This is a genomic window from Vibrio sp. 2134-1 (genome assembly GCF_033339495.1).
In genome coordinates this window covers 1-4,304 of sequence record NZ_JAWOUS010000056.1, presented here as the reverse complement: position 1 = coordinate 4,304, position 4,304 = coordinate 1, and the positions used below count along the sequence as shown (strand labels likewise).

8 protein-coding genes are annotated in these 4,304 nt (G+C 42.4%); 7 read left to right on the top strand and 1 reads right to left on the bottom strand.

Going from position 1 to position 4,304, the window contains the following annotated elements:
* Positions 1–128 precede the first annotated feature (128 nt).
* Entirely contained in the window at positions 129–344 is a 216-nt protein-coding gene (locus R7R78_RS23680; protein ID WP_031419549.1) for a hypothetical protein, read from the bottom strand.
* A gap of 158 nt (positions 345–502) precedes the next feature.
* Here R7R78_RS23680 and R7R78_RS23675 point away from each other — a divergent pair, with 158 nt between their 5' ends.
* The 7 genes from R7R78_RS23675 to R7R78_RS23650 all read left to right on the top strand — a co-directional run bounded on the left by R7R78_RS23675 (position 503) and on the right by R7R78_RS23650 (position 4,255).
* Positions 503–751, top strand: coding sequence for a hypothetical protein (locus tag R7R78_RS23675; RefSeq protein WP_005398517.1), 249 nt, complete (start codon positions 503–505; stop codon positions 749–751).
* A gap of 855 nt (positions 752–1,606) precedes the next feature.
* Complete coding sequence (locus tag R7R78_RS23670) at positions 1,607–1,948, top strand: MobC family plasmid mobilization relaxosome protein (protein ID WP_169661778.1); 342 nt, start codon at positions 1,607–1,609, stop codon at positions 1,946–1,948.
* Positions 1,949–2,635: 687 nt separating this feature from the next.
* Complete coding sequence (locus R7R78_RS30030; protein WP_203506492.1) at positions 2,636–3,103, top strand: MbeB family mobilization protein; 468 nt, start codon at positions 2,636–2,638, stop codon at positions 3,101–3,103.
* Complete coding sequence (locus tag R7R78_RS30025) at positions 3,104–3,337, top strand: MbeD/MobD family mobilization/exclusion protein (RefSeq protein ID WP_169567099.1); 234 nt, start codon at positions 3,104–3,106, stop codon at positions 3,335–3,337.
* Positions 3,338–3,398: 61 nt separating this feature from the next.
* Positions 3,399–3,791 carry a type II toxin-antitoxin system RelE/ParE family toxin gene (locus tag R7R78_RS23660; protein ID WP_224723981.1) on the top strand — a complete coding sequence of 131 codons (393 nt, stop codon included), beginning with the start codon at positions 3,399–3,401 and terminating at the stop codon, positions 3,789–3,791.
* On the top strand, positions 3,781–4,068 hold the full coding sequence (gene nadS, locus R7R78_RS23655) for a NadS family protein (protein WP_029946694.1): 288 nt from the start codon (positions 3,781–3,783) through the stop codon (positions 4,066–4,068). Before R7R78_RS23660 ends, nadS begins: the two co-directional genes overlap by 11 nt.
* Before the next feature lie 16 nt (positions 4,069–4,084).
* Entirely contained in the window at positions 4,085–4,255 is a 171-nt protein-coding gene (locus R7R78_RS23650; protein ID WP_005398424.1) for a hypothetical protein, read from the top strand.
* The last annotated feature ends 49 nt before the right edge of the window (positions 4,256–4,304 follow it).

Below are 4,304 nucleotides of genomic sequence, written 5' to 3'. Positions count from 1 at the left end.
CTACGCTAGGTTTTCTTGCTAAAACAGCGTGTAGAGCGTTTTAGAGTGTCGGAAGCATGGTTTCTGATGCCTAACTTACGGATTTACCATAATAGGAATAATAAGCACCAAAACAACGTTATGTTGCTTTAAATTATGAGCTTCTTTGCTTCGATTTGAAGCCATTCAAATGTGTTTTCGGGCTCTCCATGCATTTCCATTTGATGCCAAAGTTTTTCAAATGACAAAATAGTGACTTGTAGAGCAACTTCTTCATTTCCAATTTCCATTGTTAAATTTTCGAGAAGTTTAATCGTATGAGCATCTACTAAAGTGTCGTATTTTTTTATTTCACACAGAGCCATAAAACAATACTCACAAAGTGGTGATATGCATGTAACTTTATAATAGTGCTCAATTGCGTATATAGTGGTTTTTTTTGGCCTAAGTCTATTAAGAACGTTCAATTGCTCACACAAACCTAGTCTTAAATATGATGTGTATGAGATAAATGGGATAAAGCGTGAAACTAAAAATTTATTTTAAAACATCGAATAACAAAGGCTTTGAAATCGCATCATATCAAGAACATTACGAGACAATTGTTGCTCAATGGCTTTCGTTAGGTCGTACACTAGAATCGAGTTCTTTTTTCCTTGTGCTGTACGATGATGATGGTAAGTGTGTAGATGCCAAATATCTTTCAAAAAATAATTTTAGTCGATTGCTGATAGAGTGGGACTGCTTTGGTTTAAAAGAAAGTAATGAGTAATTTAACGTAACACTCGTTGTGCGAACTGAACGATAGAACGCAAAAGGTTGCCCAAACCGGCGACCTTTTTTACATCTGGCAGATACGAAAAACGCCTCCCAATGGGAGGCGTTTTTCTTGAGGACGTTCATTACCTTAGAAAAGGATCGTTGAGATCCCAGCTCTTTGGTTGTAATCTCAATCCCCAGATGTGACAAAACCGACCCTGCAAGGTCGGCTTTGATCGGAATACTTACTGGTTTGACGGCCTGTGTAAGTCCTTTCATGATAGCCCATATCATTTAAGCACTTCAAGTATTCCTGCACTCTGTTTGGACTCAAGATGTTTTGGACAGAGCGATGCGCATCAGCCACCGACCAAGGGAAGTTCCAAAGGTGGCAGGTAAAGGCACTAATCAAAACTTGCGAAAGCACGATAAAACCGCTCTCTTGTAGCTGCTAGAGGGAGAACTGCGGAAAAGGAATAATTGATTAGTGTTGTGAGACTGGAATGGGGGCGTAAAGCCTTACTCACAGCGCAGGGCAGCCCGAAAGGGAAGAGACTTACCCAATCTGAAAGCGACCAAAAAGATACCCAAATCACTCATAAATTTGAGTTGAAATGGGTAGGGGTCGGCGCAGCCGAAAGGGTGGTTTGCGCTAGCTTGGCTAGCCTCCTCTTTGCTCTTACTGTCATTGTTTGATACTTCATGATTTCCCTTATTTGCATTTCTTTATCTTACTTTCTATCTTTTGTTAAGCACATAAGCAAGGCTACACAAAGACCCCTCCACTTCGTTACGTTGTCATTGTGCCTTGTAAGGGACGCTACGCTCCCTTAACCCTAGTTAAAAGCACTCAAACTAAAGAATTGCCATGACTGAAAAGAAGAAAGTAATACGAGAAAAGTCCATCAAGATCAGAGTCACTGAGGCTGAACTTCAAGCTCTGAAAGATCGGTGTGATGGTGCGGAATTAGCTCCTTGGGTGAGAGAGACTTGTCTTGGGGAACGGACTCTTAAAAGAGCCAATGTTCCTAAAGTAGACCCCGCATTATTGCGCCAGTTATCTGGACTTGGAAATAACTTGAATCAGATCACTAGAGTAGTGAATACCCAGAATTATGATGTCGTGAATGTGGTTCAAGTATTGGCTCAACTTTCAGCAATCGAGCGTCAGCTTGGGCAAATAATGGCAAAGTATGAGATCTCAGTATGATTGTTCAGTTCGCTCGTAGAGGTAAGGGCGTTGGGAGTGGCCCTGTTGATTATCTCTTAGGGAAAGATAGAAATCGGGAGAGGGCGACACTCAATCAAGGCGATCCTGATTTAGTTCAATCACTCATTGATTCGAGTCCTTACGCCAAAAAGTACACATCGGGCTTTCTCTGTTTTGCTGAAACGGACTTATCACAAGAGATTAAAGATCGCCTCATGGCTGATTTTGAAAAGGCTTTGTTACCAGGCTTAGACAAAGACCAATACTCCATTCTTTGGGTAGAGCATCTTGATAAAGGGCGGTTAGAGCTGAATTTTGTTATTCCAAATATTGAGCTTCATTCTGGCAAGCGACTTCAACCTTACTACCACTTTGCAGACAATCCTCGTATCGATGCGTGGCGCACCATTAAGAATCTTGAACTAGGGCTTCATGACCCAGATGACCCTGCTAATCAGCAAGGCTTGGTGAGTGCTAAAGACACTCCATCCGATGCAAAAGAGATTCAGCAACTTCTTACCGATGGTCTACTTAATCTTGCTCAATCAGGCGCAATCCGTAGTCGAAAAGGGGTAATTGGTGCGCTTGAAAGCAAAGGATTTGAGATTGCCAGAGTGACAGCTAAAAGCATCAGCATTAAGAATCCCGAAAGTGGGAAACGAAACATAAGATTAAAAGGTTTGTTGTATGAGCAAGATTTTGAATATGGCGAGGGACTTCAATTCGCAATCGAAGAAGCAAGCCAACGCTATCGAGCAAACGCTAAAGAAAGACTTCGAGAGGCACGAACAACGTATTCAAGATGCGTTGAAATCAAGCGAGCAGAAAATCATAAACGACATCCAAGAGCAGCAATCACGTTTGAATCTCTTGGTGATGAAAACATGGATTTGGTTGCCAGTGACCCTGTTATTTTTGGTGATCGTCAGTTACGGGATCGCTTGGTATCAAGGGCAGACGATATTAGACAATCAGAAAAAGATAGCCCGCCAAAAAGCGATCCTAGAGCAGTTCCAGAACAAGACTTGGGGGCTTTCTCTGTACGAGAGCCAGAAAGGGGAACGTTTTATTGTGATACCAGAGGGTTACTCGATTCTGGAGGGGTGGACAATGAACGATGGCAAGAACGAGCTGATCAAGTTGGAGAGGAAATAAATGACCGAGCTAGAGAAACAACTTTTGCACGCCTTCGAGGTTTTAGAGAGGCAGCACAAGGAGCAGCACAGCGAGTTCGTGAAGCTCTACAAGGATTTAGAGAAAAGATTCGAGCAGAGCAGCGAGGAGAACCAACGCTTACAGAGCAGTGTGAGCAGCTTGACCATGCAAGTAAACAACTTGACGCAGCAGCTCCAGTCGTTGGAAAAGCAATACAGCAAGAGCAGTCGTTAGCACGACAAAATCGCAGAGGTCGAGGTTTCGGATTTAATCGTTAATACATTTGAAAATACGCTTGCCAGGAGTACAATGTACTCCTATTCTTTTGGGAGAGGATCGGGTTATTAGCTACGCATTAGAGTTTATTGAAACGCCATTGTTTGAATCTCAGCGAAAAGAGATGCTCACGGATGAAGAGTTTCGAGCGTTGCAGTCAGACATCATCAAAAACCCAGAAATGGGATCGTTGATTGTCGGAACGGGAGGGCTAAGAAAAGTTCGCCTTGCTGGAGAATCGACAGGTAAGAGTGGTGGTTATCGAACGATTTACTTACTGATCCAACCTGATGTTGTCTATTTGGTGTTGCTGTACAAGAAAGGGAGAAAGGACTCTTTAACTCAGAAAGAGAAGAATCTCCTTAAAGAAGTGTCGAGGTCGATTAAGAGAGAGTATGACAATGAGCAATAGTATTTTTGATGAACTTTATACATCGATGAAGCAAGCCGAAGCGATTGCAAAAGGAGAGCAGACTCCTGCGAATGTCACTCGTTATGAGATTGCCGATGTTAAAGCGATCCGAGCACAACTGGATGTCAGCCAAAAAGAGTTGGCACAAGCGATGGATGTGAGTATTGATACCGTGAAAAGTTGGGAGCAAGGACGGAGAAATCCGACAGGTTTAGCAAGCAAAGTCCTAACTCTACTCTCTAAAGAGCCAGAGCTTTATGCGAAGTTTTCAGTTTAAAGATTAAGAGGTGTCTATGAGTGCAGCTGTTACTTTTGAGCAATTCTGTCAGCGTTACGAGTACGATCCGAGAAGTTCGTTATCTCGATTTGAATATGAGAAGTACAAAGAGAAGAAGTACAAAGAGAACTTGGAGATAGCTAACGAGCTGATCACCAAAGATGCCATCGATAAGATGAAAACATAGAAAAAACGCCCTTAGAGGGCGTTTTTTGTTTCAATCGAACAGCGAACTT

What these genes read in the sequence shown, in the direction of transcription:
- R7R78_RS30025 (WP_169567099.1), top strand. Translation starts at nt 3,104, where the DNA reads ATGACCGAGCTAGAGAAACAACTTTTGCACGCCTTCGAGGTTTTAGAG.
- R7R78_RS23670 (WP_169661778.1), top strand. Translation starts at nt 1,607, where the DNA reads ATGACTGAAAAGAAGAAAGTAATACGAGAAAAGTCCATCAAGATCAGA.
- R7R78_RS23680 (WP_031419549.1), bottom strand. Translation starts at nt 344, where the DNA reads ATGGCTCTGTGTGAAATAAAAAAATACGACACTTTAGTAGATGCTCAT.
- R7R78_RS23650 (WP_005398424.1), top strand. Translation starts at nt 4,085, where the DNA reads ATGAGTGCAGCTGTTACTTTTGAGCAATTCTGTCAGCGTTACGAGTAC.
- nadS (WP_029946694.1), top strand. Translation starts at nt 3,781, where the DNA reads ATGAGCAATAGTATTTTTGATGAACTTTATACATCGATGAAGCAAGCC.
- R7R78_RS30030 (WP_203506492.1), top strand. Translation starts at nt 2,636, where the DNA reads ATGAGCAAGATTTTGAATATGGCGAGGGACTTCAATTCGCAATCGAAG.